This is a genomic window from Hymenobacter sp. YIM 151858-1 (assembly GCF_025979705.1).
In the GTDB taxonomy this organism is placed as follows: Bacteria; Bacteroidota; Bacteroidia; order Cytophagales; family Hymenobacteraceae; genus Solirubrum.
Window position 1 is genome coordinate 4,179,026 of the sequence record NZ_CP110136.1, and the last position, 25,511, is coordinate 4,204,536.

General features: G+C 61.4%; 22 protein-coding genes. 6 read left to right on the forward strand and 16 right to left on the reverse strand.

The features are described from left to right. Positions 1-154: 154 nt before the first annotated feature. The gene (locus OIS50_RS18600) at positions 155-1,036 is read right to left on the reverse strand and encodes an SDR family oxidoreductase (protein ID WP_264692138.1); all 882 of its coding nucleotides are present in this window, start codon (positions 1,034-1,036) and stop codon (positions 155-157) included. A 101-nt stretch (positions 1,037-1,137) separates the two neighbouring features. Next, positions 1,138-2,007 carry a hypothetical protein gene (locus OIS50_RS18605; RefSeq protein ID WP_264692139.1) on the reverse strand — a complete coding sequence of 290 codons (870 nt, stop codon included), beginning with the start codon at positions 2,005-2,007 and terminating at the stop codon, positions 1,138-1,140. A gap of 158 nt (positions 2,008-2,165) precedes the next feature. On the opposite strand from OIS50_RS18605, the gene OIS50_RS18610 reads away from it, so the two are divergent. Beyond that, positions 2,166-2,942, forward strand: coding sequence for a phosphatase PAP2 family protein (locus OIS50_RS18610; protein WP_264692140.1), 777 nt, complete (start codon positions 2,166-2,168; stop codon positions 2,940-2,942). 8 nt (positions 2,943-2,950) lie between these two features. Here the strand turns inward: OIS50_RS18610 and OIS50_RS18615 are convergent, their stop codons facing one another. The 4 genes from OIS50_RS18615 to OIS50_RS18630 all read right to left on the reverse strand — a co-directional run bounded on the left by OIS50_RS18615 (position 2,951) and on the right by OIS50_RS18630 (position 6,309). Further along, positions 2,951-3,919 (reverse strand): ComEA family DNA-binding protein, encoded by a 969-nt coding sequence (locus tag OIS50_RS18615; protein ID WP_264692141.1) that lies wholly within the window; start codon positions 3,917-3,919, stop codon positions 2,951-2,953. Between the two features lie 87 nt (positions 3,920-4,006). Further along, positions 4,007-4,909, reverse strand: a complete 903-nt coding sequence (locus OIS50_RS18620) for an NHL repeat-containing protein (RefSeq protein ID WP_264692142.1) — start codon at positions 4,907-4,909, stop codon at positions 4,007-4,009. Next, on the reverse strand, positions 4,890-5,675 hold the full coding sequence (locus tag OIS50_RS18625; protein WP_264692143.1) for a UDP-2,3-diacylglucosamine diphosphatase: 786 nt from the start codon (positions 5,673-5,675) through the stop codon (positions 4,890-4,892). The genes OIS50_RS18620 and OIS50_RS18625 overlap by 20 nt, the downstream gene beginning before the upstream one ends. After that, a complete protein-coding gene (locus tag OIS50_RS18630) occupies positions 5,656-6,309 on the reverse strand; it encodes a LutC/YkgG family protein (protein WP_264692144.1) in 654 nt (217 codons plus the stop codon). The genes OIS50_RS18625 and OIS50_RS18630 overlap by 20 nt, the downstream gene beginning before the upstream one ends. A gap of 279 nt (positions 6,310-6,588) precedes the next feature. Between OIS50_RS18630 and OIS50_RS18635 the strand changes: the two genes are divergently transcribed. After that, entirely contained in the window at positions 6,589-9,066 is a 2,478-nt protein-coding gene (locus tag OIS50_RS18635; RefSeq protein WP_264692145.1) for a beta strand repeat-containing protein, read from the forward strand. Positions 9,067-9,135: 69 nt separating this feature from the next. Here OIS50_RS18635 and OIS50_RS18640 read toward each other — a convergent pair whose 3' ends face one another. The 3 genes from OIS50_RS18640 to OIS50_RS18650 form a co-directional block, all read right to left on the reverse strand. Beyond that, positions 9,136-11,199 (reverse strand): OmpA family protein, encoded by a 2,064-nt coding sequence (locus OIS50_RS18640; RefSeq protein WP_264692146.1) that lies wholly within the window; start codon positions 11,197-11,199, stop codon positions 9,136-9,138. A gap of 24 nt (positions 11,200-11,223) precedes the next feature. Next, positions 11,224-12,279 carry a tetratricopeptide repeat protein gene (locus OIS50_RS18645; RefSeq protein ID WP_264692147.1) on the reverse strand — a complete coding sequence of 352 codons (1,056 nt, stop codon included), beginning with the start codon at positions 12,277-12,279 and terminating at the stop codon, positions 11,224-11,226. Positions 12,280-12,353: 74 nt separating this feature from the next. Next, positions 12,354-12,479, reverse strand: coding sequence for a hypothetical protein (locus tag OIS50_RS18650; RefSeq protein ID WP_264692148.1), 126 nt, complete (start codon positions 12,477-12,479; stop codon positions 12,354-12,356). A 222-nt stretch (positions 12,480-12,701) separates the two neighbouring features. On the opposite strand from OIS50_RS18650, the gene OIS50_RS18655 reads away from it, so the two are divergent. Next, positions 12,702-13,118: a BrxA/BrxB family bacilliredoxin gene (locus OIS50_RS18655; RefSeq protein WP_059072319.1), complete on the forward strand. Its 417-nt coding sequence runs from the start codon at positions 12,702-12,704 to the stop codon at positions 13,116-13,118. 59 nt (positions 13,119-13,177) lie between these two features. On the opposite strand, the gene OIS50_RS18660 is transcribed toward OIS50_RS18655, so the two are convergent. Next, positions 13,178-13,717, reverse strand: a complete 540-nt coding sequence (locus tag OIS50_RS18660; protein WP_264692149.1) for a dihydrofolate reductase family protein — start codon at positions 13,715-13,717, stop codon at positions 13,178-13,180. 109 nt (positions 13,718-13,826) lie between these two features. Continuing rightward, the gene (gene recQ / locus OIS50_RS18665; protein ID WP_413617015.1) at positions 13,827-16,058 is read right to left on the reverse strand and encodes a DNA helicase RecQ; all 2,232 of its coding nucleotides are present in this window, start codon (positions 16,056-16,058) and stop codon (positions 13,827-13,829) included. A gap of 80 nt (positions 16,059-16,138) precedes the next feature. Here recQ and OIS50_RS18670 point away from each other — a divergent pair, with 80 nt between their 5' ends. Together OIS50_RS18670 and OIS50_RS18675 are read left to right on the forward strand one after the other, a co-directional pair. Next, entirely contained in the window at positions 16,139-17,119 is a 981-nt protein-coding gene (locus OIS50_RS18670; RefSeq protein ID WP_264692151.1) for a KpsF/GutQ family sugar-phosphate isomerase, read from the forward strand. 91 nt (positions 17,120-17,210) lie between these two features. Next, entirely contained in the window at positions 17,211-18,305 is a 1,095-nt protein-coding gene (locus OIS50_RS18675) for a mannose-1-phosphate guanylyltransferase (RefSeq protein WP_264692152.1), read from the forward strand. 94 nt (positions 18,306-18,399) lie between these two features. On the opposite strand, the gene rlmB is transcribed toward OIS50_RS18675, so the two are convergent. The 5 genes from rlmB to OIS50_RS18700 form a co-directional block, all read right to left on the reverse strand. Then, on the reverse strand, positions 18,400-19,200 hold the full coding sequence (gene rlmB, locus OIS50_RS18680; protein WP_264692153.1) for a 23S rRNA (guanosine(2251)-2'-O)-methyltransferase RlmB: 801 nt from the start codon (positions 19,198-19,200) through the stop codon (positions 18,400-18,402). Continuing rightward, complete coding sequence (locus OIS50_RS18685) at positions 19,197-20,420, reverse strand: GWxTD domain-containing protein (protein ID WP_264692154.1); 1,224 nt, start codon at positions 20,418-20,420, stop codon at positions 19,197-19,199. Before OIS50_RS18685 ends, rlmB begins: the two co-directional genes overlap by 4 nt. Before the next feature lie 121 nt (positions 20,421-20,541). Beyond that, the gene (locus OIS50_RS18690; RefSeq protein WP_264692155.1) at positions 20,542-23,535 is read right to left on the reverse strand and encodes a protein O-mannosyl-transferase family; all 2,994 of its coding nucleotides are present in this window, start codon (positions 23,533-23,535) and stop codon (positions 20,542-20,544) included. 145 nt (positions 23,536-23,680) lie between these two features. Beyond that, positions 23,681-24,070: a T9SS type A sorting domain-containing protein gene (locus tag OIS50_RS18695; RefSeq protein ID WP_264692156.1), complete on the reverse strand. Its 390-nt coding sequence runs from the start codon at positions 24,068-24,070 to the stop codon at positions 23,681-23,683. 170 nt (positions 24,071-24,240) lie between these two features. Then, entirely contained in the window at positions 24,241-25,071 is an 831-nt protein-coding gene (locus OIS50_RS18700) for a biotin--[acetyl-CoA-carboxylase] ligase (RefSeq protein ID WP_319805305.1), read from the reverse strand. Between OIS50_RS18700 and rsfS the strand changes: the two genes are divergently transcribed. Continuing rightward, the gene (gene rsfS / locus OIS50_RS18705) at positions 25,072-25,458 is read left to right on the forward strand and encodes a ribosome silencing factor (RefSeq protein WP_264692159.1); all 387 of its coding nucleotides are present in this window, start codon (positions 25,072-25,074) and stop codon (positions 25,456-25,458) included. It begins immediately after the preceding gene. The last annotated feature ends 53 nt before the right edge of the window (positions 25,459-25,511 follow it).

Sequence of the window (25,511 nt, forward strand, 5' to 3'; positions counted from 1 at the left end):
ACAATGAACAATGAACAATGAACAATGAACAATGAACAATGAACAATGAACAATGAACAATGAACAATGAACAATGAACAATGAACAATGAACAATGAACAGCTTACTGATTGTCGGCTCACTTCATCGTCCGTCCATCCTCATTGTTCCTTCTTCATTCAGCCACAAACGCGTGTCGGTGCTCCTGCGCAAACTCCTGAAAGGTGCGCGGCGGGCGACCCGTGAGCTGCTCCACGGCGGAGGTAGTGCCAGCCAGGTGGCCCGCCTTACCTAGGGCGTTCAGCTCCATCATGCTGTCAACCATCCATTGCGGGGCGCCTTGCATGGCTTGGCGGGCGGCGTGTTCGGGCACATCAACGTACTGCACCGGGCGGCCCGTGGCTTGCCCGATGATGCTCGCTATTTCGGCATGACCTAGGGCTTGGGGCCCGGTAAGGGTGTAGGCCTGGCCGTGGTGCCGGGCCACGTCGGGGTCGGTGAGGATGGTGGCAGCCACTTCGGCAATGTCGAAGGCATCGATGTAGCTCATGCGGCCCTCGCCCAAGGGCAGGTAGATGGCGCCTTGCTCCCGAATGCTCTGGCCCTGGTAGTTCACGAAGTTTTGCATGAAGCTGGTGGGCCGCAGCACCGTGTACGAAAGGCCGCTTTGCGCGAGGTACTGCTCCATCTGGCGGTGCCAGCGCCCCAGCTGAATGCCCGGTTCCGCGTCGGCCCCGGCGGCCGAGAGGCGCACCACCTGCTTCACGCCGGCGGCCTTGGCGGCCTCCACCAGCTGCTCGTTGATGGCCAGCTGATCATCGGAAAACGGCGTGAGCAGAAACACCCGGTCTACGCCGGTAAAGGCCACGGGCAGGGTAGCCGGCCGGTGGTAATCCACCTCCACCAGTTGTATTTCGGGGTTGAAGTGGCGCAGCCGGTCGCCTTTGATGATGGAGTGCACCGCCGCCCGGGTATGGGCGCCGCGGGTGATCAGGGCCCGAACAAGCTCGGAGCCAACGGTGCCGGTGGCGCCCGTTACAAGAATGGTTTCAGCCATAACAATTAGCGTGAGGAAGAGGAGCGAAGCAGGCCCGCTCCGCGGGAAACTACTGCCTGGGGTTGGGCTTTGTTTGGGCCAGGGCCAAGGGGCCGCGCCACCTAGGGCCGCCGCGTTACCTTAAACAGCTTGCCCTTTTCGTTGCTGATGACGAAGTCGGTGTTGTTGATGAACGCCAGCGCCTCGGCCTGCCCGCTCGATGGCATCGGCAAACAGGTTTTTTCGCCGTCGAAGAGCTTGCCGCCGGGCTGCGTGTTAATCAGGTACACGTGGCCGTAGCCCAGCAGGGCCACCGTGCGGCCATCGGGGCTGATGTCGGCCGAGGTAATCCAGGTGTTTACCTGAATGCTGTCGGCAAGGCGGGCCACATGGGTGCCCGGCTTGGCCGGCAGGTGGTACTCCTTCACCCAGTTGCCCTTGCCGCGGTTTTTGGTGAAGAGGTAGAGGCTGTCGTTGTGGTAAAAGAACGCCTCGCAATCGAAGTTGCGCAGGGGCTTTTTGGGCGGAAAGGCCCGCTGATCGGGGTAGCGGAACTGAATGGTATCGAGCTGCGAAAATTGCGGCCCGCCAAGCTGGTAAATGCGCAAATCGCGGCGCTTGTTGGTGTTGTTGCCGAAGTCGCCGATGTAGAGCTGGCCGCGCTGGCGGTCCTGGGCCAGGTCCTCCCAGTCCACGTTGTAGGCGCCGCGCACGGGGTGGGTGCGGATCAGGTCGCCCTGCGGCGTTACGAGGTAGAGCCAGGTGGTATTGCCCCCGTCGCCGTGCGTCCACAGGTCGCCCTCGGGCGAGGCCACGGCCAGCCCCGAGCTTTCCACTACTTCGTCGGAGCGCAGCCGGCCCACCTGCTGCACGGTGTAGTCTTTTCTGATGCTGTCGAAGCCGCCGCGCGCATCCTGTTTGTTGCAGCCGCACAGCACCGAGTGAAAAAAGATCAGAAAAGGCACCAGCTTGTCGCGTAGTACAAAAAGCATAATGGGGTTGTAAGAAGCGAGGATCAACGGCCGGCCTCTACGGGCCGCCTTCCGCAGCCTTACGAAAAGCACCCGCAAAGGATCATTTTCTGGCGGCGCTTCATGCATTGTTCAGCTGAGAGTAAGTAGCTTACGAGAATAACTTCAACCCGTCTTGCGTGCTTCTGCTCTCGTTTGCCCTGCTTGTGGCCACCCCCGATAGTGCCCGCCTGCCCGATTCTGCCCACGTAAGGCCCGCCGAAACGGTTATGGCACCTGCGGCTGCTGCACCCGCGCGTTCTAGGTTTATTTCAAAACTGGTTGTGCCGGCCGCTCTGCTGGGCTACGGGGCCCTTACCGTAAACAAGCACGCCAACGCCAGCGCCCCGAACTACCACCTGCGCGACGAGCTTAACGAGCAGTTTCCGCGCTTTCGCACCCGCCTCGATGATTACTCGCGCCATGCGCCGCTGGTGGCAGCCTATGCGCTGCCGCTGGCAGGCCTGAAAGGCCGTTACAACGCCGTCGATTTTACCCTGCTGTACGCCGGAGCCTATTTGCTTAACACCACGCTCACCAGCCAAGCCAAGCGCCTGGTAGGCGAATGCCGCCCCGGCAATGCTGCCGACCACAGCTCTTTCCCGTCGGCGCACACCAGCCAGGCTTTCCTGACGGCTACGCTGCTGCACGAGCAATACCGCGGCCAAAGCCCCTGGATCGGCATCGGCGGCTATGCCGTAGCTACGGCCACCGGGGCCATGCGCATGCTCAACGACAAGCACTGGCTCTCGGATGTAGCGGCCGGTGCGGGGCTGGGGGTGCTGTCGGCGGAGGTGGCGTGGCGCGTGTACCCGTGGCTGCGGCAGCGCATTTCGGCCCCGTTTGCCCGCAGGCTCATGCTGATGCCCGTGGCCGGACCGCGCATGGGCGGCGTGGCCATTGCGCTGCGCCCCTAGGTGCCGGGCTACAGGCGCACGTAGGGCAGCAGCTTTTGGTAGGTGGCCTCGTCGAGGATGCGGATTTTGCGCAGGTCGTCGGGCGAGCGGAAGGGGCCGTGCTGGTTGCGGTAGGCCACAATTATGCGAGCCAGCCGCTTGCCCAGATACGGGTGCTGGCTGATTTCCTCGAACGAGCCGTTGTTGATGTCGATGGGTGCGGGCTGGTAGCTGGGCGCCACGTAAGTGTATTTGCGCAGGCTGTCGACCAAATCGGGCGCATCGCGCAGGCTGTAGATTTCGGCTGCTTGCCCAGGGCTGATGAAGCCACCCAGCCGCTCACGGTATTCCACCACACGCGCCGAAAGCTTGCGCCCGATGCCCCGGATTTGCATCAGCTGCGTGGTATCGGCCGTGTTCAGGTCGAAGGGCTGCAGGTTGCGCGGCTTGCGCGGAAACCCAGCGACTTTGGGGTCGGTAAACGGGCGCTCGGGGTAGCGGCTGGCAAAAGCCCGCTGCTCGCGGGGCGGCAGTTGCTCGGGCAGCAGCAGGTAGGGCGCCAGGCGTTGGTAGGTGCTGTCGTGCAGGCCGTAGGCGCGGCGAAGTTGCTCCTTGGCCTTGAAGCCGCCAATGGCGTTGCGGTACTTCACCAGGCGTTCGGCCAAAAAGCGCGGCAGCCCGCGGGCCTGCCAGCCGGTTTCGTCGATGGTGTTGGGGTCGAAGGGCGCCAGCGCAATGCGGGGCACGCGGGCGTAGCCGGGCCGCGCGGGGTAGCGGCGCCTAGGTGCATTGGCCGGCCGGGCGGCGGCCAGCTCCGCGGCTAGTTGGTCGAGCTGCCGGCGGTCGGCGGCGGGGTTGTAGCGGGGGAGGGCCGGCCGGAGTAGCGCCGGGGCGGCCAGCAAGGCGAGCATCAGCAGGAGCAGCAGCGCAAAACCGTTGGTTTCGGCCCGCGAAAACCCAAAATGGCGGCGCACAAAGCGGCGGAGCGAATGGAGCACGGGCATCAACAGCTAACTCAAACACTAACTCAACGGCCATACGCAGAACCGCCGAGCAAGTGTTGGCTGCAGAAGCAAAAAAGCGTGCTACAAGCGGTACACGCCCACGCCGGCGGGCGAGAGCGTGTAGAGAAATTGCTCCCCCACGAGCACCTGCGTGGCCTCGGGTACGGGCAGGGGCAGCAGGCGTTCTTTGGCGGTATACAAATCCACGAAATGCACCTGGCCGCCTTGCACGTAGTACAGCTCGTTGCCGCGGAAGCCCACCCAGCTCAGGCCGGGGTAGGGCAGGCGCTTGCGGTAGTTCCCTAGGTTGTCGAACACCCAAATGCCGGAGGTGCCATCGACGAGGTAGAGGTTGTTCTGGTACTCGCGCAGAAAGCGGAAATCGGGCTTGGTGCGGCCCAGCAACAAATCGAGCGGCGTGCTGATGGTGAAGCGCTGCTGTTGCCCGCGGCCGAGCTGGTTAAGCGTGAGGTTGCTCTCGTTCAGTAGCCAAATGTTGTCGTCGGGCGCCAGGGTTACGGCGCGCACCATGCCGTTGTCGGTCAGCTCGCTGAGGCGGGCGGTGGCAATGGGCGCCATAAACCGATCGAGCAGCTGCAGCTCCTGCCGGTCGTCGTAGAAAACGAGGATTTTGGTGGTGTTCCAGGCCTCAACCGACGCCGTGTGGCCGGGCAGCGGCGGCGAATACACGGCCAGCGGCTGGCCATCGGGCGCAAACTGGCGCAGGTTGTTTTGCGCGTCGGCTACGTACAGGTTGCCTTTGCGGTCGAGCGAGGCCGGGCCGGGCTTGGGCAGCGCAATGGTGCGCACCAGCGCCAGGCCCGCTGCGGGAGCGGTGGGCAGTTTGGCGGCGGGCTGCGCGGGTGGGCGCACGGCCGCCGGCGCCGAGGGCGGCGTGGTGGCCGTTTGGGCCTGGCTGCCGTAGCCCAGCAGCAGCAGCGCACCCAGGGCCCAGCGGCGGGCATCAGCCTTTAAAATGCTCAAGCGAAAGGTTGTGGCCATCGTAAACGCCGTAGGTGCAATAATTGACCCATTCGCCTAGGTTCACGTAGCGGCTGTGGGGCCCAACGGCTACATCGAGCGGCAGGTGGCGGTGCCCGAACACGTAGTAGTCGTGGTGGAATTGCTTTTCCAGCTCGCGGCAGTACACCAGCAGCCACTCGTCGTCGCCGAGGTACACGTCGTCTTTGGCCGAGTTGCTGATGCGGCTGCGCTGGCTCCAGGCGTTGGCAATGCCGATGCCTACGTTCGGGTGAATGCGGGCAAACAGCCACTGCGCCACCGGCGAGGCGAAAATGCGCTTCAGCACCTTGTAGGTGTAGTCTTTCGGCCCGAGCCCGTCGCCGTGGCCCATGTGAAAGCGGTGCTGCCCGATGGTGAGGCTAACGGGGTGGCGCAGCACCGGAATGCCCAGCTCCTGCGTGAAGTAGCCGAACATCCACATATCGTGGTTGCCGGTGAAGAAGGTAACCGGAATGCCCCCATCAACCAGCTCGGCGAGCTTGCCCTGCAACCGGATAAAGCCGCGCGGAATGGCGTGGCGGTACTCAAACCAGAAATCGAAAATGTCGCCGACGAGGTAAATGGCGGCGGCATCCTGCGCGGCGCAATCAAGCCAGCGCACAATGCGCCGCTCCCGCTCCTGCGAGCTTTCGCGGCTGGGGGCCCCTAGGTGAAAATCGGAAGCGAAGTATACCCGGCGGCCGGGCTCCAACAGCACGGGGGCCAGCTCAGGCAGAGGCGAGGTCATCCAGCAAAAACAAGGTAATGCTGCGCGGGCCGTGCGCACCCAGCACCAACGTCTTCTCGATGTCGGCGGTGCGGCTCGGGCCCGTAGCGAGCGAAATCATGGAAGGCAGCTTATCGGCGCCGTATTTGGTTTGCAGCAGCTGCAGGGCATCGCCGATATCGGCCACTACCTGCGAGGCGCGGGCAAACACCAGCTGCTGATCGGGGTAAATGCTCAGGCGCCGGCCGCTAGCCGTGGCGGCGCCCAGCACCACCGAGCCGGTGCGGGCCACCAGGGCCTCGCACGAAGTCAGGCCCGCGTCGGCGTGGGCCAGAAACTCCGTTTCGTCGGCGGTGTGCACAATGCCGGCCGTGTGCAGCAGCTTTTTCAGCTCGGGCTCCCACACAAACAGGTGCTCAATGTTGCGCTCCTTTTTGTGGGTGTACAGCAAATCGAAGAAATGGTCTTCGGTGGCGCAGTAGTAAAACGTGCCGCCTACGCGCACAAAGCTTTCGGCAAAGGCCACCACCAGATCATCGGGCGCGGCGGCAAACAGCCGGGCCGAGAAGTCGGGCGCGGCGGGCTGGTGCGGGCTGGGCTGCTGCAAGGCTTCGCGCACCCGCCGCAAAATGATGTCGCGGGAGGATTCGGGCATACCACAAAGCTAAGGATTAGCTTCTGCGAATCACTGACAAGGGCCAAGACGCCGGTTGCGCGGGCAAGGCACAGCGGCTCATCGATGGCATGCAACGGGCTGGTTGGAAACGGGTAGGGGCACCGGAGCAGCAACCCATCGGGCGCAACACCAAGGGCTGGCTTGGCAGAATCCTGCTATGCCGGAAATATTAAAAATATGCTTGGCAAATGTTTGAAGCGGCTGGGCCGCGCAGCATATTTATCGTCCGCATTTTCTTTTTCTCTCAACACTTACTGCATGCACATTTTTACTCGTTTCTCTTTCCGGTTTAGCCAGCTGCTACGCTTTGGCGCGCTTGCGTTGCTGATGGTGGTAAGTGCCAACGCACACGCCGGTGGCGTACCCGATGCTCAGGCAACGGGCAACGCCGCAACTTCGCTGGGGCACGCGCTTAACCCCGATGGCTCGCTGCGCGCGGGCGCATCGGGCGCCTTTAACCCGGCTGGCTACGGCTTGCAGCTTGCTGCTGACGGCCGGCCTGTATTCAAACTGCTGGACGTAACCGGCACCGGCGACGAGCGTTGGGCCGATGGTTTCGGGCGCGCCAATGCCAGTGGTTTCATTCACGCGGTGGCCGTAAGCGGCACCGATGTGTACGTGGGTGGCCAGTTCGGCAACATTGGCGGTGTCGATGCCAACAACTTGGCCCGCTGGGACGGCAAAACCTGGAACCCGGTAGGGCAGGGCCTGAATGGCGCCGTGAACGCGCTGGCCCTGAGCGGCACTACCCTGTACGTAGGCGGCGCCTTTACGCAGGCCGGCAGCACGCCCGCCAACCGCATTGCCCGCTGGAATGGCACCGCCTGGGCCGCCCTGGGTGCCGGGATGAATAACCCGGTAAATGCCCTCGTGGTGAGTGGTTCGGATGTGTACGCGGGCGGGCAGTTCAGCGAAGCCGGCGGCAACCCGGCCAGCTACGTAGCCCGCTGGAACGGCTCGGCCTGGAGCAGCCTGGGTACCGGCCTCAACGCCGATGTGAACGCGCTGGCCATCAGTGGCTCCGACGTGTACGTGGCCGGCCGCTTTACTCAGGCCGGCGGATCGGCTGCCAATTACGTGGCCCGCTGGAATGGCACCTTATGGAGCAGTTTGGGCAGCGGCCTGAACAACACCGCCTATGCCCTAGGTGTGTCGGGCTCCGAGGTGTACGTGGCAGGTGCATTTACGCAGGCCGGAGGCAGCGCCGCCAACCGCGTAGCCAAGTGGGATGGCGCCGCCTGGAACGCCCTAGGTGCCGGCCTCAACCAAAACGCCTATGCCCTGGTGGTGAGCGGCACCGAGGTATACGTAGCCGGTATGTTTACGCAAGCCGGTGGCGCTGCTGCGCCTGGCCTCGCTAAATGGAGCAACAACGCCTGGAGCACCGTAGGCACCGGCCTCGAGCCCGGGGAGTTGCGCGCGTTGGCACTGGTAGGCACTGAGGTGTATGCTGCCGGGCAATTCCCGATGGCCAACAGCGTAGCCAAGTACAGCGGCGGCAAGTGGGGCCGCCTCGGCTCAGGGCTGAATGGCAGTATCAATGCCGTGGTGGTAAGTGGTACCGATGTATACGTAGGCGGCACCTTCAACGCGGCCGGGGGCGTAGCTGCCAACCGCATTGCCCGCTGGAACGGCACGGGCTGGAGCGCCCTGGGCACTGGCCTAAACGGCGATGTGCAAGCCATTGCGGTTATCGGTACTGATGTGTACGTAGCTGGTAGCTTCACGCAAGCAGGCTCTGTGCCAGCAGAAAACATAGCCCGCTGGGACGGTACCACTTGGAGCGCATTAGGCAGCGGAGTTGGTGGTACCGTAAACGCGTTGCTCGCCAGCGGCTCCGATTTGTACGTGGGCGGCAGCTTTGCGCAAGCGGGTGGTGTTGCCGCACCCAACCTCGCCAAGTGGAACGGCAGCGCTTGGAGCAGCGTGGTCGGTGGTCTGAACAACACCGTGCGGGCCCTCGCGCTAAACCGCGGCGAGGTGTACGCGGTAGGCTCCTTTACCCAAGCCGGTACTACGCCCGCCAACCGCATAGCCAAGTGGAACGGCACTGCTTGGAGCGCCCTAGGTGCCGGCCTCGACGGCAACGTAAATGCTTTGGCTTTTGTCGGCAACACGCTCTACGCGGGCGGCTTCTTCAATACGGCAGGTTCGGTGGCGGCCAGCAACATTGCCCGTTGGGATGGCAACACGTGGAGTGCCCTCGGCAGCGGCGTGAACGGCACGGTAACTACCATTGCAACCAACGGTGCCGATGTGTACGCAGGCGGCATTTTTTCGCAAGCGGGTGGCGCCGCAGCCTCGCGCATTGCCCGCTGGAACGGCACTGCCTGGAGCAACCTGGGCACTGGCCTCAACGGCATTGTGCGTGCTCTGGCTATGCGCCCCGCCAACCAGCTGGTAGCTGGCGGCGACTTCACCGAACTCGGCGACGGCAGCAAGCTATCGGCATACATGGCTGTGTACGCTGCCGATGCTGCGGTTATCACCGGCACTCGTAAAGTGGCCGCCAACCTAGGGTTGTACCCCAACCCAGCAAAAACTGCTGCTACGCTATCGGTAGCGCCGGCCGCTGTCAGCCGCCAAGTGCTGCTAACCGATGCCCTAGGTCGGGAAGTGCGGCGGTTTGCGCTGCCACCCCGCGCCTCCGAGCTACCGCTTAATCTACACGGACTACCTGCTGGCCTCTACCAAGTGCGCTGCGGCGACGCTGCCGGCCAGTTGCTGGTTGAGTAACAAGAGGTGATTCAAGCAAAAAGCCCCGCCATTGCTGGCGGGGCTTTTTGCTTGTCCTTGATGCGAGGCTTACTTACCCAACACTTTAAACTCGGTGCGGCGGTTGAGCGCTTGGCCTTGCTTGGTGGTATTCGGCGCCACGGGCTGCGTATCGCCGTAGCCGGCCGAGGTGAGGCGCGAAGCCGGCACGCCTTTGCTGGTGAGGTAATCAACCACGGCTTTGGCGCGGCGCTGCGACAAATCCTGGTTGTAAACCGCCTTGCCCACGTTGTCGGTGTGGCCCGAAATTTCGATGCGCAACGAGGGGTATTCCGTGGTCATCAGCTGCACGATGCGTTCCAGCTCGGCAGTGCTTTCCTTGCGCAGGGTGGCTTTGTCAAAGTCGAAGAAGATGTTGTTGAGCACCACCTTGGCGCCCACATCCAGCTTCTTCAGCGGAATGTCTTTCACTACCTCCGAGAAAGCCGCGCCCGCGGGCAAGTCGAAGTTTTCGGAGTGGAACAGGTAGCCTTCCTTCCGCACCACAATGCCGTAGTTCACGCCCGAAGGCAGCGACACCAGGTAGCGGCCCGTGCTGGCATTCGAGCCAAAAGTGGCAATGTTCTGGTTCAGCGTGTTGTCGACCAGCTCGATGGTGGCATCGATGGGCTTCTTCGTGTCGGCGTCCGTCACGGTGCCCTTCAGAATGGTTACCTGGGCCGTAGCAATGGGCACGGCCGGGGCCAGCAGCGTTTGGCGTACCGGGGCCGCGCGCGAGGCCAGCAGCGGTTCTTCGGCCGATAGCACCGGAGGCTTTTCGGGGCCCAGGAAGGTAATCATGTAGATGTCGCGCGAGCCCTGCGAGTCGTCGCGCGAGGAGGCGTAGTAGCCGTGGCGGCCCGAGGCCGACAACACGAAGAACACGTCGTCGTCGGGGGTGTTGATGGGCCAGCCCAGGTTCTCGGGCTTGCTCCACTGCCCGTTTTGCCATACCGACTTAAAAATGTCGAAGCCGCCCATGGAGTTGTGGCCCTGCGACGAGAAGTAAATCGTTTTGCCGTCGGGGTGCACAAAAATGCCGTCCTCGTCGTAGGGCGTGTTGATAACCGACCCTAGGTTCTCGGCCTTGCCTTTGCCCTCAATGTCGATGCGCCAGATGTCGTGGCCGCCGCGGTTGCCCTCGCCACCGCCGTTGCTCACGAAGTACAGCATGCGGCCGTTGGGTGCGTACGCGGCCGACGGCTCGTGCGACTGGCCGCCATTCACGCGCCGACCTAGGGTTTGCGGCTTGCGCCAGGTAGTGCCCTGCAGCTCGGCTTGGTGAATATCACCGCCGCTGTCCTCTACATAAGTAATCAGGCGCTGGCCGTCGGGCGCCAGGGCCACCACGGCATCGTGCCCTTTGGTATTCACGGTTTCGCCTAGGTTGCGGGCGGGCTGCCACTTGCCATCGGCGCCTTTCACCGATTGCCAAATATCCTCGAAATAGCCGCCCGAATCGGGGTCTTTTTCGTCGCCCACGCCGCCTTCGCGCCGCGAGGTAAACAGCAGCACCGATTCGTCGGCCGTGATTACCGGGCCGTAATCGGCAAACGGCGAGTTAACGGCATCTCCAACGTTATCGATAAAGGCGCGGGTGGCATTTTTCTGCAGCATCAAGCCCGATTCGCATTCCCGAATCTTCTTCTGGATGTCGTTCTGCAGGGCCGTGCTGTTTTTGGTGCCGGCGGCGGGCATAGCAGCCTTGTATTCGGCAATGGCTTCCTGCCAACGGGCATTCAGATGCAGGCCGCGGCCAATCATGTACCGAATCCGGGCATCAACCACCGCGTCGAGCTTGTAGGCTTTCTGCAGGTAGGGCAGCGCTTTCGATTTGTACGGCGAGTTGAGGTAGCAGTGCCCGATCTTGAAGTTGAGCAGCGCGTTGTTGGGGTTGAGCTCCTGCGCCGCCAGGTAATGGGGCAAGGCCTGCTCGAAGCGCGGCGGATCCGACTGGTACCACTCGTCGCCTTGCTTCAGTGCTTTCAGCGCAGTTTTCAGGCCGTCTTTGTTGTCCGAAAACTGATCCTTGGTAAACTCTACGCTTTGTGCCGATGCCGAAAACGCCAGCATCAGGCCGGCCGCCAGGCCGAGGGTATAACGAAGCTTATGCATTGCTAGGTAGGGTAGAGGGCGTCGTTATTCGCAGCCCGAGGCAGCGGCGTAGCTGGTTCCGGATTCAAGGCCGAGTTCGGCGGCGCGGCGCCAATCCTGGCAGGCGCCGCCGGCGTCGCGCAGCATTTCGCGCGCGTGGCCGCGGTTCAGGTAGGCCTCGGCGTACTGCGGGTTAATCTTCAGGGCTGCCGAAGCATCGTCGGCGGCAGCTTTGTAATTCTCCTGCTTCAGGTAAGCAGCCGCGCGGTTGTTTAGTGCCAGAGCGTAATCGGGCTTCAGCTTAAGGGCCTGCGAGAGGTCCTCGATGGCGCCTTTGTAGTCCTTGGCCTCATAGCGGGCGGTGCCACGGCCCAGGTAGCCCACGGGGTCGTCGGAGCGCCGGCGCAGGTAATCGTTGTAGTCGGCCAGGGCGCCTTGCAAATCCTTGTTGCGGCGCTTGGCGGCGGCGCGGTTTAGCAGGGCCACGTGCAAATCGGGGTTGTGGCGCAGGGCTTCGGTGTAGTCGCTGATGGCCGCAGCCATGTTGCCCAACTGGCGCTGGGTGCTGGCGCGGTCGTGCCAGGCGTAGGCATACTTCGGGTCGACTTTGGTGGCCTGCGTAAAGTCACCTAGGGCGGCCTGATAGTCGCCTTTCTCGAAGCGCAAGGCGCCGCGGTCGTACCAGGCTACGGCGTAATCGGGCTTCAACTCGGTTACTTTGCCGTAGTCCTTTTCGGCCTCGGCGGCCTGGCCCTGAGCCTGCTCGGCCTGGGCGCGGCCGTACCACGCCGTAAAGCTGCTGGGGTCGAGGCGGATGGCTTCGTTGTAGTCCTGCACGGCCGGGGCGTATTGCTTCAGCTCGTAGCGGGTGGCGGCGCGGTTGTAGTACGCCGGCGCGAAATCCTTCTTCACCGACAGGGCCTTGTCGAAGTCCTGCAGAGCGGCCTGGTAGCTCTTGTTATTGAATTTCGCGACGCCACTATTGTAATATTTCTCGGCGAGCTGAGCGGGCGGTAACGTGGAGGCCCGTACGGTATCGGTTTGAGCTTGGGCTGTAAACCCAGCGGCAAGCCCTCCAATTAAGAATAAAAATTGTTTCATCGGCGAGTAAGCTCCTTGGTGAATGGGCTAGGGCTCGTCGAAAGTTATTGCATTTTCCCGTAGCAGCCGCAGAATCAGGCCATTTCTTTGCCCGGGGCCGCCTGCGCCAGGGCTTGCCATTCTTCGGCTTCGTCGCGTTGGGCAATGCCGTGGGCGCCGTTCCGGTAGCCCTTGTGTTTCTGCTGCAAAGCCCGCAGCATAGTGGGGCAACGGGTGGCTGCGCGGCACCTAGGGGCCTTCAAACTCCTGCATAGCGATGGGCTAAGAACACCGAGTTAACAGCTCGTGAAAACTTCTGGGTAGGCAGCAGTGGTTATACACGCGGCCGTGCCAGCTGCAGTTTGCGTAATTTTGCGCGGTGCAGCGGCTAAGTTGCCGGCGCATATCCTTTTCGTACCCCCAAGCCCTTGTCAACCATGGCAATGTACCCCGAATACATGGTTGCTCCCATTCGCCAAGACCTCGTAGAGGCTGGCTTTGAGCAACTCATGACGCCCGAAGAAGTAGACTCCGCCCTCAGCACCCAAACCGGCACCGTACTGGTAGCCGTGAACTCGGTGTGCGGTTGCGCCGCGGCCAAAGCTCGCCCGGCTCTCAAAATGGCGCTTTCGAGCTCCGACAAAAAGCCCGCGAAGCTGGTAACGGTATTCGCCGGCATGGAAACCGAAGCCGTAGCCAAAGTGCGCGAGCACATGCTGCCGTACCCGCCCAGCAGCCCCAGCATTGCCCTGTTCAAAGACGGCGAGCTGGTGCACATGATCGAGCGCTACCACATCGAGGGCAACGACCTGATGCGCATTGTGGATAACCTTCAGGGCGCTTTCGCCGAATACTGCTAACAAGTAAAAGTTTTCATGCATCAAAAAAGCCCCGCGGCACCTGCCGCGGGGCTTTTTGCTTACCCAGGGGCCTGCGCCTGCAAGCGGTAGTCCAGCATCAGCACGCCGTTGTCGTAGCGCGTTACGTTCTCCAGCAACAGGGTTTGCGGCGGTGGCTGATGCAATAACTTGACGCCTTTACCTAGGAAAACCGGAATCACAGCCAGCAGCAGGCGGTCGATCAGCCCGGCGGCATTAAAAGAGTCGATGAGCGCGCCGCCGCCTACCAGCCACGTGCGGCCTTCGTTGGGTAATTGCTGCGCCAGCTGCGACACCGAATCGGGCCAGAGCCAGATGCGCGGGTCGGCGGAGGTAGGCAGCGTGCGTTTGGTGCACACGTACGTATCGAGGTTTTGGTAGGGCCACTCGGGTAGGTTGAAGCCCAGCACCTGCTCGTAGGTGCGCGAGCCCATCACCACCGCCTTCAGCGACTTCACAAACTCGGCGTAGCCGTAATCCTGCCCGGCCTGTTCGTAGGGCTTCAGGAAATCCACGCTGCCGTCTTCGGCGGCGATGTAGCCGTCGAGGCTGGCGGCGATGTACAGTACAACTTCAGGCATAGCTGAAGATAGCAACTACGCCCTAGGTGGAAAAGCACGAACGCCCACAGCCGGAGCTGCGGGCGTTCGTGTTCAAATCAGCCGAGTAGCCTAAACGAGAAAGGAGCGTTTAGTTGGCCACTTCGCTCAGGAACTTGATGCGCATCAGGCGCAGGTCCTCCTCGGTGTAATCGTCGGTGCCGAGCTCCTTCAGGGCCACCGCAATGTTGTCGGTGGTGGCGCTCATAAAGTAGTCGTAAATCTCGTCCTGGCGGTCCTGGTCGAGCACCGAGTCGATGTAGTAGTTCAGGTTGAGCTTGGTGCCCGAGTAGCAGATGTGCTCAATCTCCTCCATCAGCTCGCGCATGTCGATGCCCTTGGCGGAAGCAATTTCCTCCAGGTCCATCTTCTTATCGATCTGCTGAATGATGTAGATCTTGATTTTCGACTTGTTAACGGCCGATTTCACTACCACGTCGGCAGCCGTTACAATGTCGTTTTCCTCTACGTACTTCTTGATCAGCTCCAGGAACGGGGCGCCAAACTTCTGCGCTTTGCCCTGGCCCACGCCCGACACGTGCGCCAAATCTTCCATCTTCACCGGGAAGGTGGTAGCCATTTCCTTCAGCGAAGGGTCCTGGAACAGCACGTAGGGCGGCAGACCTTTTTGGGCAGCCAGCTTCTTGCGCAGGGCCTTCAGCATGTCGAACAGCGCGGCGTCGTGGCCGGCCGATTGCTGCACCTCTTCCTTCTGCTCTTCCTGCTGTACTTCTTTCTCGTAGTCGTGGTCCTTCGAGAACTTGATGGAGTACGGCTCCAGCAAAAAAGCCTCGCCTTTCTCGGCCATTTTCACCACGCCAAAGTTCTCGATGTCCTTTTCCAGGAAGCTGGCAATCATGCACTGCCGGATAACCGAGTGCCAGAAGGGCATGTCGTGCTCGGCGCCTTTGCCGTACACGGGCAGGCGGTCGTGGCCGTAGCTTTCCACGTGCGGGTTCTTCAGGCCCGTGAGCACCGTAGTCAGGTGTTCGATCCCAAACCGCTCCTCGGTTTGCTGCACGGCCTGCAGCGCCAGCTTCACAAATTCTTTAGCTTCAAACTTCTCGCGGGGGTGCTTGCAGTTGTCGCAGAAGCCGCAATCCTTTTCGTACACCTCGCCGAAGTAGTGCAGCAGCTGCTTGCGGCGGCATACGGCCGAATCGGCGTAGTTGGCCATTTCCTGCAGCAGCAGCTTGCTGTTGTCGCGCTCGGTTACGGGCTTGTCCTTGTTGAATTTCTCCAGCTTCACGATGTCGTCGTAGCTGTAGAACATCAGGCAGTGGCCGTCGAGCCCGTCGCGGCCGGCGCGGCCGGTTTCCTGGTAGTAGCCCTCGATGCTCTTCGGCGTGTCGTAGTGAATCACGAAACGCACATCGGGCTTGTCGATGCCCATGCCAAAGGCGATGGTAGCCACAATCACGTCGCACTCCTCGTTCAGGAACGCATCCTGGTTGTGCATGCGGGTTTGCGGGTCGAGGCCGGCGTGGTAGGGCAGGGCGCGCACGTCGTTTACGCGCAGCAGCTCGGCAATTTCCTCCACCTTTTTGCGGCTCAGGCAGTACACAATGCCGGCCTGGCCCTTCATGCCCTTCACAAACTGAATCAGCGCCTTTTTGGTCTGGTGCTTGGGGCGTACCTCGTAGTACAGGTTGGTGCGGTTGAACGACGACTTAAACACCGAAGCGTCGTCCATCTGCAGGTTCTTCTGGATATCGAGCTGCACTTTGGGCGTGGCCGTTGCCGTAAGGGCGATAATCGGCACGTTCATGCCAATGTTATCGATGATGCCCCGGATGCGGCGGTACTCCGGCCGGAAATCGTGGCCCCACTCCGAAATGCAGTGTGCCTCGTCGATGGCCACAAACGAGATGGTGGCCTTCTGGAGGAAATCGAGCGTTTCGTCCTTGGTTAGCGACTCAGGCGCCACGTACAGCAGCTTCACGTCGCCGTTAATCACGTCGCGCTTTACTTTGTTGGCCTCGGTTTTGGTGAGCGTCGAGTTCATCACCTGCGCATTCACCCCGAAAGCGTTGAGCTGATCGACCTGGTTTTTCATCAGGGCGATAAGCGGCGAAATCACGATGGCCGTGCCCGGCAGCACCAGCGCCGGCAGTTGGTAGCACAGCGACTTACCCGCCCCCGTGGGCATAATCACGAAGGTGTTGTGGCCTTCGATGACGTTTTGGATGATGGCTTCCTGCGTACCTCGGAACTGACCGTAGCCAAAAACTTCCTTTAACTTGGCCTTCAAATCAGCCCCTAGGGGTTTGGCAGCCTTTTTAACGGGAGCCGTAAGTTCTGCTGTGTTTGCTGCTTCTGACATCGTTCTTCCTCGCTGAGCAAAGGGGTAAACCGGGCGAAAACTACGTTCGGGCTTTACTGCTCAATCTAGACAAATTTAGATTGAAACCGTTGACTGACGTCAATACCATAGGAAAAAATGTGCTTCTGCAAGAAGCAGAGGCCATTCGGGGTGTAGCCGAGGCTATTAGCCAAACCGGAGATTTCCAAGAATGTGTTGCTAGTATTCTCGGTATCAAAGGCCGGGTTGTGGTTACCGGCATTGGCAAAAGCGCCCACATTGCCGGCAAGATGGTAGCCACGCTCAACTCCACCGGCACGCCTGCCTTGTTCATGCACGCCGCCGATGCCATCCACGGCGACCTGGGCATGATTCAGGCCGGCGACTTCGTCATCTGCATCAGCAAATCGGGCGATACGCCCGAGATAAAAGTGCTGGTGCCGCTGCTGCGCCGCAAGCAGGTGCCCATGGCCGCCCTGGTGAGCAACCGCGACTCGTACCTGGCCAAGCAGGCCGATTTCATCTTGCACGCCCCGGTTGAGCGCGAGGCCTGCCCCCACAACCTGGCGCCTACTACCAGCACCACCGCCGCCCTGGCCCTGGGCGATGCGCTGGCCGTGGCGCTGCTGGAGGCCCGCGGGTTTACCTCGCGCGATTTTGCCCACCTGCATCCTGGCGGCACCCTAGGTAAAAAACTGTACCTGAAGGTGGGCGACGTAAGCCGCCAGAACCAGGCGCCGCAGGTATTCGATAACGCCGGCCTGCGCGAAATAATTCTGGAGATTTCGGGCAAACGTTTGGGCGCAACGGCCGTACTAGACGCCGCCGGCTCCTTGCAAGGCATCATCACCGATGGCGACCTGCGCCGCATGCTTACCAACTTCGAGCCCGAGCGCCTAGGTGAGGTGCAGGCCCGCGCCATCATGACCCCCAACCCTGTAACCATCGATATCGAGGAGTTTGCTGCCGAGGCCCTGGCCCGCATGCAAGCCCGCAACATTACCCAACTGGTCGTTACCGAAGCGGGGCAGTTCCAGGGGTTCATTCACCTGCACGATTTGCTGCGCGAAGGGCTGGTATAGCCCGGGTGTTCTTCGGCTGAAGAAAAATCGGATATTAGGCGCCTAGGTGCCGCTCGGTTTTTCTTCTTTCTCTCCACAACCAAACCGCACAATGGCTTCTCCCGGTGCTCCTTATTTGGTGGTTATGGCCGGCGGCATTGGCAGCCGTTTCTGGCCATTCAGCCGTACTCACCATCCCAAGCAATTCCACGATGTACTCGGCGTCGGTAAATCGATGCTGCGCATTACGGTTGATCGGTTTCAGGGCATTTGCCCGCCCGAAAACGTGTACGTGGTTACCAACCGCGACTACGTAGACCTGGTGCAGCAGCACCTGCCCGAAATTGCGCCCGACCAGATTCTGGCCGAGCCCATTGGCCGCAATACTGCCCCTTGCATTGCCTACGCCAGCTACCGCATTGCCCAGCGCGACCCGCAGGGCGTGATAGTGGTAACGCCCGCCGACCACGCCGTGCTGAAGGAAGACGAGTTTCAGGGGGTAATCCGGACCGCAATTGATGCCGCCCGCACGCAGGATGTGCTGATTACCCTAGGGATTCAGCCCTCGCGCCCCGACACGGGCTACGGGTACATTCAGTTCCACGACGACGAGGCGCAGCAGCTGGGTGGCGGCCTGAAGAAGGTGAAAACCTTTACCGAGAAGCCCAACTCCGAGTTGGCCCGCATGTTTGTGGAAAGCGGTGATTTTCTGTGGAATTCGGGCCTGTTCATTTGGCGGGCCGATTCCATACTCCGGGCCTTCCACCACTACCTCTCCGACATTGCCGAGGTGTTCGACGAGGGCCGCATGCTCCTGGGTACCCCGGCCGAACGGGGCTTTATCCAGCAAGCCTACTCGCGCTGCCGCAACATCAGCATCGATTACGGGGTGATGGAAAAGGCCGACAATGTGTATGTGCTGCCCGCCGATTTTGGCTGGAGCGACCTAGGCACCTGGGATTCGCTGCACCGTATGGGCCACCACGATGCCGATGGCAACGTGGTCGACGGCGACGCCCTGCTGTACGACACGCGCGAATGCGTAATCAAAACACCTTCCGAGCGCTTGGTCGTAGTGCAAGGCCTAGAGGGCTACATCGTGGCCGAGTACGACAACGTGCTGCTCATTTGCAAACGTACCGAGGAGCAACGCGTGAAGGACTTTGTGGCCGACGTAAAGAGCAAGAAAGGACAAGGGTATAATTGAATTAAAAATGAAGAATTGAGAATTAAAAAATTGGCCGTTCAATGATTCCTAATGGGACTTTGAACGGCCAGTTTTAATTCTCAATTCTTCATTTTTAATTGATCAGCCGCTGGCGCAGTACTTCGTAGAGCAAAATGCCGCTGGCTACCGACACATTCAGCGAGCCAATCTGGCCGATCATCGGGATGCGCAGGCGGGCGTCGGCCAGCTCGAGCAGGTCGGGGCTGATGCCGTCTTCCTCGCTGCCCATCACTACCAGCAGCGGGCCGGTCATGTCGATGGTGGCTTTTTCGAGGGTTTCGTTGCCTTTTTCGGTACAGGCCACTACTTGCAGGCCCGAGTCTTTGAGGCGGCGGATGGTGGAGTGCAGGTTGGGCTCGCGGCATACCGGCACGCGCGTAAGGGCACCGGCCGAGGTCTTGAGCGCGTCGCCGTTGAGCTGGGCGGCACCACGGCTAGGTACCACAATGGCATCTACGCCCAGGCACTCGGCCGAGCGGGCAATGGCGCCAAAGTTGCGCACATCGGTAATGCGGTCGAGCACGAGCACCAGCGGGTTCTTGCCCTGTTCATACAAGCCGGCCAGCAGGTTGTCGAGCGGAGCGTAGTCGATGGGCGACAAAAAGGCCACCGCGCCCTGGTGGTTTTTGCGGGTAAGGGCGTTGAGCTTCTCGATGGGCACCAGCGAAACCGGCGTATCGGCGGCGCGGGCCAACTCGCTGATTTCGGCCACCAGGCTGTGCTTCTGGCCCTTCAGCAGGAAAACCTTCTCGAAGGTTTTGCCCGCATGCAACGCTTCCAGGATGGGGCGCAGGCCGAAAATCATATCGGCCGAGCGCTCGGCCGACTGCTGGCGGGGCGGATATTTTTTAAAGGAGGGGCGGCCTTCGTTCATCGGGCGGCCCCCTGCGGGACGGTCAAACCTTTTCTCCATTGCTCCACGGCACGAAACCAGAGCCATTCGTGCTCGGGCCGGCGCACCAATTCGTAGTATTCAGCTGCAAAGGTACTGGGTTTGGGGCGGAACACGTAAGGGCCGCCCTGCACGGGGTCGTTGTACTCCCAGCGTTCTTCGGTGCTGGTGCGCAGTACGCGTTCGGGCGGGCCAAGTACCACGTACAGCAGGCCCCGATCGGTCATCCAACCGGGCTTGTGGGCCGAAAACAGGCGGTTGGCATCTTCGACCCGCCCGTAAAATGTGCGAATTAGCTGCCGCGCTATGGGTTGCTGATCGGCGGCCGCGCGCAGCCAAAACTGATCGACGGCGCGCTTCGGCGACTCGGCCCGCAATAGCCGTTCGCGTTCGGCCGAGGTACTGAGGTAGCGCAGCGGCTCTATCAGCTCCGGGGCTGTTCGTACCAGCGGGTACCCAGGCGGCTGCGCCAGCAAACCCAGGGGCGTAGCATCGGCTACTTGCAGCGTGTAAAGCCCCGGTTCGGTAATGCGTAGCCACTGGCCGGGGCGCAATTTGGTTACGGCTTGCGCCGTGAGGGTACGGCTGCTGGCCCCCTGAATGGCGGGGTTGGTGTGGGGCGGCAGGGCAGGGGCGAAGTCGGCGGGGTAGCGGCGCAGCGTGGCAGGTCGGTCGGGACCGTAGCAATCAATCTGCACCACTTCATTGGCCAGCAGGTAGCGGCGCAGCAGCGGCTGGTTGCTGGAGTCGGTAAGCACAAATGGCCGGCTCAGTACCTCGGGCGTAAGCGCCAGCCACGCCGCGGTACCGGGGTGGTCGGGCATGGCGTTGCCGGGCCACACCGCCAGCATTTTGGCCGATTGCAGCGCCGCCACCGGTACGCAGAAGTCAAGCACAGGAGGCTGTTCCGCATCGGCGGCAACAAAGGAACGCAGCCGCACGGTGTCCTGCCACAGGGGCTGCCGGGCATCGTAGCCGGCCCAGGCCACTACCCGCAAGCCCTGCCTGGGTTGCAGCACCCCGCCCGACCTAGGAAACCGCACATACAGGCGCAAACTGTCGCCCTCGCGCCGGGCCTCGGCTACGGCGTGTTGCTGCGTTTGGTAAAGGCCGGCCAGGTTCAGGCGAGCAGGCGCAGGCAAGCGTTGCCCGTTTGCGGCGGCGCCCCCAAACAGCAAAAGCAAAACGAGTAGCACACGCATGGTTTGGTAAGTAACACAAACCGGCTGAAAAGCTGCAAGTGGCCTCCCCCGTTATCTACCCAAAAGCAACGCGGCCCCGCCGGGGGGCGGGGCCGCGTGGTACCTAGGGCCGAGGTGGAAACTAGCCCTGCGGGTAGTACTGCTGCAGCAGCTGCAGGGCGCGGGTGGCGCGCGTACGGTCGCCGATTTGCTCGGCGGCGCGGTACACGCTCTGCAGCGTGAGCAGGCTCAGCTGCATTTCCATGTCGAACAGGCCCGCTTCGGGTGAGGCGCTGTAATAGGCCAGGCTCTGCTGGGCGCGGCTCGTCATGGTGTCCATGATTTCGTTGGCCTTCTGCGTTTCGCCTACTTTCACCAGCGGCACCACAAACTGCGGCACGTAGTAGTCGTACGGAATGCTCTTGTCGGGCATCACCTTGAAGCAGTAGTCCATTACCTCCTTGGCTTTGGGCAGGTTGCCGGCATCCACGTAGCTCTGCGCCAGGCGGTAGAACTTGTCGCGGTAGTTGGCCGGGAAGCGCAGGTTGTTTTCGTCGTAGAAGATGTCGGCGCGGTCGAGGTTGCGGTAGGCAAAGCGCTTCATCAGGATGTCGTACATCTGATCATTCACCACGTAGCCTTCGTTGAGGCCGCGCGGATCGTAGTTGGGGTCCTTCAGCGGCAACACGCGGTAGGCCAGGCCCTCGAGTTGGAAGTACGGCTGCAGGCTCATAAAGTCCTGCGAGTTCACGGTAGAGGAGAAGTAGATCGGGCGCTGCCAGTTGTTGGTGGCCAGCATGTCCAGAATCACCAGGTTTTTCTTCTCGATGGCCCCGCGGCCCATGTCCCACTCCATGCGCGACACCAATTGGCCGCGGCGCTCGGCCGGGATAATGCCCAGCTTTTCAACGGCCGTGGTATCGATGGGCAGGTAAAACTTGCGCGTGGGGAACGAGAGCAACGGACGGCCGCTTTGGGTTTGCACCTGCAGCAGCGGCGAGTTCTGCTTCACGAGCTGCAGAAACTCGCTGAGGTTTACCGAGGCCACCGAGGGGTTCTCCACAAACGGCAGGTAGTCGTTGGTGCCCTGGCGGTAGGTGGCGTTTTCCATCGAGATGGGCAGTGGCTGCGACTTGTAGCTGCGGCGCTTCATCTGATCGATGTACCAGTCGGTGTTCAGGTAGCTGAGCACGGCCACGCGCACGTCGGTGCGCACGCCTTCCACCTCCTGCGCGTACCACAGCGGGAAGGTGTCGTTGTCGCCGTTGGTGAACAGGATGGCGTTGGGCTGCAGCGAGTTCAGCAGGTTTTTGGCCGAATCAACGGAGTTGTAGCGGTCGGAGCGGTCGTGGTCGTCCCAACCCTGGGCCGCCATTACCACGGGCGCCAGCAGACCTAGGGCTACGGCCGCGCCGCCGCGCAGGCTATCGGCTTTCAGTACGGCCCTCAGCAAGTCGGCAAGGCCGAGCACGCCCAGGCCAATCCAGATGGCAAAGGCGTAGGTGGCACCCGTAAAGGTGTAGTCACGCTCGCGCGGCTCGATGGGCGGCTGGTTGAGGTACACCACAATGGCCAGGCCCGTGAACAGGAACAGCAGACCCACCACGAGGGCGTTGCGGCCGTCGCGGCGCACGTGGAAGATCAGGCCCAGTACGCCCAGCAGGAGCGGAATAGCAAAGAAGTTGTTGCGGGCTTTGCTGTCGGCAATGCGTTCGGGCAAGCCGCTTTTGCCGGCCTCGGTGGGCCACATCACGCCGGCTTGCTGCACGTCGGAGTCGCGGCCCACGAAGTTCCACAGGAAGTAGCGCCAGTACATGTGGCCCATCTGGTAGCGGAACAGAAAGCCTAGGTTCTGGCCCATGGTGGGCTTGCTGTCGGGCTGAATATCAACCCACTTCTGGTACTGCTGAATGTGGCCGGGGTCGGGCGAGTACAGGCGCGGCAGCAGCATCTTGTCGGCGTCGTCGTAGATGGTTTCCAGGCGGTGCTCGGCTACCACGTACTTATCGCCTTGCCGCACGTAGCGCGGCGCGCCCTCTTTCTGGTCGATGGGCTGGGCGTTGAACTGCGGGCCGTAGAGCAGGGGCCGGTCGCCGTACTGCTCGCGCTTCAGGTAGCTCACAAACGAAAGCACGTCGTTGGGCGTGTTCTCGTTGATGGTGGGCAGGAACGACGAGCGAATCGGGATGATCAGGTACGAGGTGTAGCCGATCAGGATAAACACCAGGCTGAGCAGGGCCGTGTTCAGCAGGCGGTTGCCGCTCCGGAACGAGTAGCGGAAGCCAAACCACAGCAGCCCGACGAACAGAATGAGGAAGAAGATGACGCCCGAGTTGAAGGGCAGGCCGATGGAGTTGACGAAGAACACCTCGATGCTGCCCGCAATGGAAGGCAGGCCGGGGATGATGCCCACCAGAATCAGCCCCACGATAATGCTGCTGATAACCAGGGTAATCAGGCCGCCCACCCAGGTAGGCTGGGCCGTACGGCGGAAGTAGTAAATCAGACCCAAGGCCGGAATGGCCAGCAGGTTGAGCAAGTGCACGCCAATGCTGAGGCCCATTGCGTAGGCTATCAGAATCAGCCACTTATCGGAGTCAGCTTCGTCGGCGCGGTTTTCCCACTTCAGCATCAGCCACACCACCACCGCCGTGCACAACGACGACATGGCGTACACCTCGGCCTCCACGGCGTTGAACCAGAACGAATCGGAAAAGGTGAGGGCCAGGGCACCTACTATGCCGCTGCCCAAAATGAGCAGGGTTTGGCCTTTTGTCGGCTCCAGGGTGCGGTCGTCGTGCATGCCGGGGCGGTGCATCACCAGCTTTTTGGCCAGCATGGTAATGCTCCAGAACAGGAACAGCACCGTGAACGACGAGCTAAGCGCCGACAACGCATTGACCAGCACGGCCACCTTGGTTACGTCGCCGAACGACAGGAGCGAGAACAGGCGCCCCAGGAGCAGGAAGGTAGGCGCCCCGGGCGGGTGCGGCACCAACAGCTTGTAGGAGCAGGCAATAAACTCGCCGCAGTCCCAGAAACTAGCTGTGGGCTCGAGCGTGAGCAGATAGGTAACGGTGGCAATGGCAAAAACCAGCCAGCCCACCAGGTTATTCAAACGCGAGTAACGCTGCATAAAGGGTTGTTCAGGAAGGTCAAAAGTAGGGATAAAAGCGGCACGTGCCCAGGCGCCCTCGCTCAGCAGCACCTAGGCACAAAGAAAGCCGCCGCTCTCTGGTTAAGAACGGCGGCCCTAAACGGAGCTTGTGTTGGGCAAGCGGTTAATTCTGCAGCGTCAGGCGCTTGGTAGCTACTACTTGCTCATCCATCAGCAGCGAGCAGAAATAAATGCCGCCCGGCAAAGCCGATAAATCGATGAGTTGGCCCTGCACGGCGGTTTCGGAGCGCAGCTGCACCGAGCGCACCTCGCGGCCGATAATGTTGCTGATGCGCAGGCGGTAAGCTTTGCCCGGCTTGGTTTCGGTGAAGGCCACGGTGGCCTGGCCGCCGCGCACGGGGTTGGGGTACACCGTCAGCGGGGCGTTTACGGTTACGCCTTCGGGTGGGCCTTGCGCCTTGCCGCGGGCACCTAGGCGCAGGTGCATGGCCGTGGCGGCCAACTGCGTCAGCAGCAACGCGGTGAATACCAGGATGTATGTAAAAATTTTCATTGAGGTAGCGAAAAACGGGTTGCTGTCAGGCGTGGCAGTGCGTTGAAATATAGACGGTTAGTGGCCCTGCAAGGTTGCTCAGCTCAACCGCGCTATTTCACTATGGCAAGCTCCGTGCCGCGAAAATTTGGCCTGGGTGCGCTGCTTTCTTTTCAGACAAGCCAGCCGGCCTAAAGTTTAAGCGAGTTGGGCAGCACATGCTTTATTTCCTGCAGGCCGAAATGCCGCGTTTGCCCGGTGCTCAGCTCCAGTACCAGCTGGCCGGCCTCATCAACGTCGGTTACGCGGCCCTGCACCAGTTGGCCCGCTACCTCGAACGGGTACCAGTCGCCGTCGTGGCGGTAAAGTGCGCCTAGGTAGTCGGCGCGCAAGGTTTGGTAGTGGCCGGCGCGCAGCTGCAGGTAGCGCCGCTCCAGGTGCTCGAGCAGCCGCGTAGCCAACGGACCTAGGGCATAGGCGCGGCCCGTGAGCAGGCCGAGCGAAGTGGCCGTGGGCACGCCGAAGCCGGTCTGGTTAATGTTCAATCCGATTCCGACTATACTAAATTGAATTTGTGCGCCGCTAAGTGTGTTCTCGATCAGGATGCCGCCCAACTTCTGATCCTGGTAAAACAAATCGTTGGGCCATTTCAACCGCAGGGCAGGGTCGGGGCCGAGCAGGCCGGCGGCCCAATCGTGCACACCTAAGGCCACGGCAAGGTTTAGCTGAAACTGCGCCGCTGCCGGCAGAAACGCCGGGCGCCACACCACCGAAAGCGTCAGGTTTTCGCCCGGGGCGGCTTCCCACTGGTTGCCGCGCTGGCCGCGGCCGGCCGTTTGGCTGTCGGTTATGACGGTGCAGCCCTCGGTGGCGCGGTTTTGGCCTAGCAACTCGCGTGCTTCGGTGTTTGTGGAGCCGCATTCGGGCAACCATATTACCTGTTGGCCCGTGAACAGGGTTTGAGGGCTGATTTGCTCCACCTGATTTTTCCTACTTTGTGTTGACAAACCTACTTCTCTCACATGAAAATTACCCCGGTTCGGCAGGATTCGGACAACTTGGCAGACACCATCGTACGCGGTATGCAGGACAAAAAGGCGTCCGACATCGTGGTGCTCAATCTTAAAAATCTCAAAAACGCTGTTGCCGATTACTTCGTCATCTGCTCGGCCACTTCCGATACCCAGCTCGACGCCATTGCCCGCTCGGTGGAAGAAGAAGTAGAGAAAACCACCGGCCAAAACCCGTGGCAGAGCGAAGGCCGCCAGAACCGCGAGTGGGTGCTGCTCGATTACGTGGACGTGGTAGTGCACGTGTTCCTGCGCGACCGTCGCTCGTTCTACGCGCTCGAGGAGCTTTGGGGCGATGCCGAAATTTCCTACATCGAGGAAGAAACCGCGGTTAAGTAAGCAGCTTCGCGCAGCCCTACCGGTTTTTTGTTGCCCCTAGGTAAAGTAAAACC

What these genes read in the sequence shown, in the direction of transcription:
- OIS50_RS18640 (WP_264692146.1), bottom strand. Translation starts at nt 11,199, where the DNA reads ATGCATAAGCTTCGTTATACCCTCGGCCTGGCGGCCGGCCTGATGCTG.
- OIS50_RS18675 (WP_264692152.1), top strand. Translation starts at nt 17,211, where the DNA reads ATGGCTTCTCCCGGTGCTCCTTATTTGGTGGTTATGGCCGGCGGCATT.
- OIS50_RS18660 (WP_264692149.1), bottom strand. Translation starts at nt 13,717, where the DNA reads ATGCCTGAAGTTGTACTGTACATCGCCGCCAGCCTCGACGGCTACATC.
- OIS50_RS18630 (WP_264692144.1), bottom strand. Translation starts at nt 6,309, where the DNA reads ATGCCCGAATCCTCCCGCGACATCATTTTGCGGCGGGTGCGCGAAGCC.
- OIS50_RS18695 (WP_264692156.1), bottom strand. Translation starts at nt 24,070, where the DNA reads ATGAAAATTTTTACATACATCCTGGTATTCACCGCGTTGCTGCTGACG.
- OIS50_RS18645 (WP_264692147.1), bottom strand. Translation starts at nt 12,279, where the DNA reads ATGAAACAATTTTTATTCTTAATTGGAGGGCTTGCCGCTGGGTTTACA.
- OIS50_RS18655 (WP_059072319.1), top strand. Translation starts at nt 12,702, where the DNA reads ATGTACCCCGAATACATGGTTGCTCCCATTCGCCAAGACCTCGTAGAG.
- OIS50_RS18635 (WP_264692145.1), top strand. Translation starts at nt 6,589, where the DNA reads ATGCACATTTTTACTCGTTTCTCTTTCCGGTTTAGCCAGCTGCTACGC.
- OIS50_RS18605 (WP_264692139.1), bottom strand. Translation starts at nt 2,007, where the DNA reads ATGCTTTTTGTACTACGCGACAAGCTGGTGCCTTTTCTGATCTTTTTT.
- OIS50_RS18685 (WP_264692154.1), bottom strand. Translation starts at nt 20,420, where the DNA reads ATGCGTGTGCTACTCGTTTTGCTTTTGCTGTTTGGGGGCGCCGCCGCA.
- OIS50_RS18690 (WP_264692155.1), bottom strand. Translation starts at nt 23,535, where the DNA reads ATGCAGCGTTACTCGCGTTTGAATAACCTGGTGGGCTGGCTGGTTTTT.
- OIS50_RS18600 (WP_264692138.1), bottom strand. Translation starts at nt 1,036, where the DNA reads ATGGCTGAAACCATTCTTGTAACGGGCGCCACCGGCACCGTTGGCTCC.
- OIS50_RS18650 (WP_264692148.1), bottom strand. Translation starts at nt 12,479, where the DNA reads ATGCTGCGGGCTTTGCAGCAGAAACACAAGGGCTACCGGAACGGCGCC.
- OIS50_RS18625 (WP_264692143.1), bottom strand. Translation starts at nt 5,675, where the DNA reads ATGACCTCGCCTCTGCCTGAGCTGGCCCCCGTGCTGTTGGAGCCCGGC.
- rsfS (WP_264692159.1), top strand. Translation starts at nt 25,072, where the DNA reads ATGAAAATTACCCCGGTTCGGCAGGATTCGGACAACTTGGCAGACACC.
- rlmB (WP_264692153.1), bottom strand. Translation starts at nt 19,200, where the DNA reads ATGAACGAAGGCCGCCCCTCCTTTAAAAAATATCCGCCCCGCCAGCAG.
- recQ (WP_413617015.1), bottom strand. Translation starts at nt 16,058, where the DNA reads ATGTCAGAAGCAGCAAACACAGCAGAACTTACGGCTCCCGTTAAAAAG.